This is a genomic window from Marinobacter sp. bablab_jr003, from assembly GCF_016464245.1.
Classification (GTDB): Bacteria; Pseudomonadota; Gammaproteobacteria; order Pseudomonadales; family Oleiphilaceae; genus Marinobacter; species Marinobacter vinifirmus.
The window spans coordinates 1-578 of sequence record NZ_JADARC010000056.1 but is presented as its reverse complement, the minus strand read 5'-3'; the positions used below and the strand labels follow the sequence as shown (position 1 = coordinate 578).

Genomic DNA, 578 nt, shown 5'->3' with positions numbered 1-578 from the left:
TAACGCTTCGCGTAACCGGCGGCCGGAAGTGGCAGAGCGAAGCGGCGCCACTTTTGGCTGTCCGTGTTCACGCGATTGTTAGCCAGTGTTCAGCCATTTGACGGTCGCACCTCCACAAGCTCTATGTATAGCAGCGGCCTACTTGAAGCCAACGTATCCACTTTGGTGGCCGCGATTTTACCGGTGTATTTTACTTGCTGCCCTATTGAAACGTCCTGCCATTCTTCGGCATCCGCTGGCGTGGAATAGTACATAACCCGGGCAGCCTTCATGCCTGGTTCAATCAACGCAAAGCTTTCATTGAAATAAAGTCGCTCATCTCGAACAGCTCGAACGGTGCCTACCCATTCGACCTCACCTGCCAAGGCGTCCGACAATTGACTAAGATACGATGCGCGATCCTGAGCAGCCGCTAGTTCGGCAGAGGCGCAGTCCATTAAAGACATAAACACGTGAAAGTCAGAGCGCCATGCTTTGTGCGCGTTCAAGCACGAGTCGCTTGCGCTCGCCAGGGAGCAGAATAGGAGCGCAAAAATCACGAATAATGTCCGCATCGGTTTCTCCTGGACGGCTAACGC

The 578-nt window shown here is 53.8% G+C and carries 1 protein-coding gene; it reads right to left on the bottom strand.

Going from position 1 to position 578, the window contains the following annotated elements; translation table 11 throughout:
• Positions 1-89: 89 nt before the first annotated feature.
• Positions 90-578: hypothetical protein (locus tag H3Z84_RS06275; RefSeq protein WP_206768880.1), on the bottom strand; the 489-nt coding region annotated here is incomplete at its 5' end.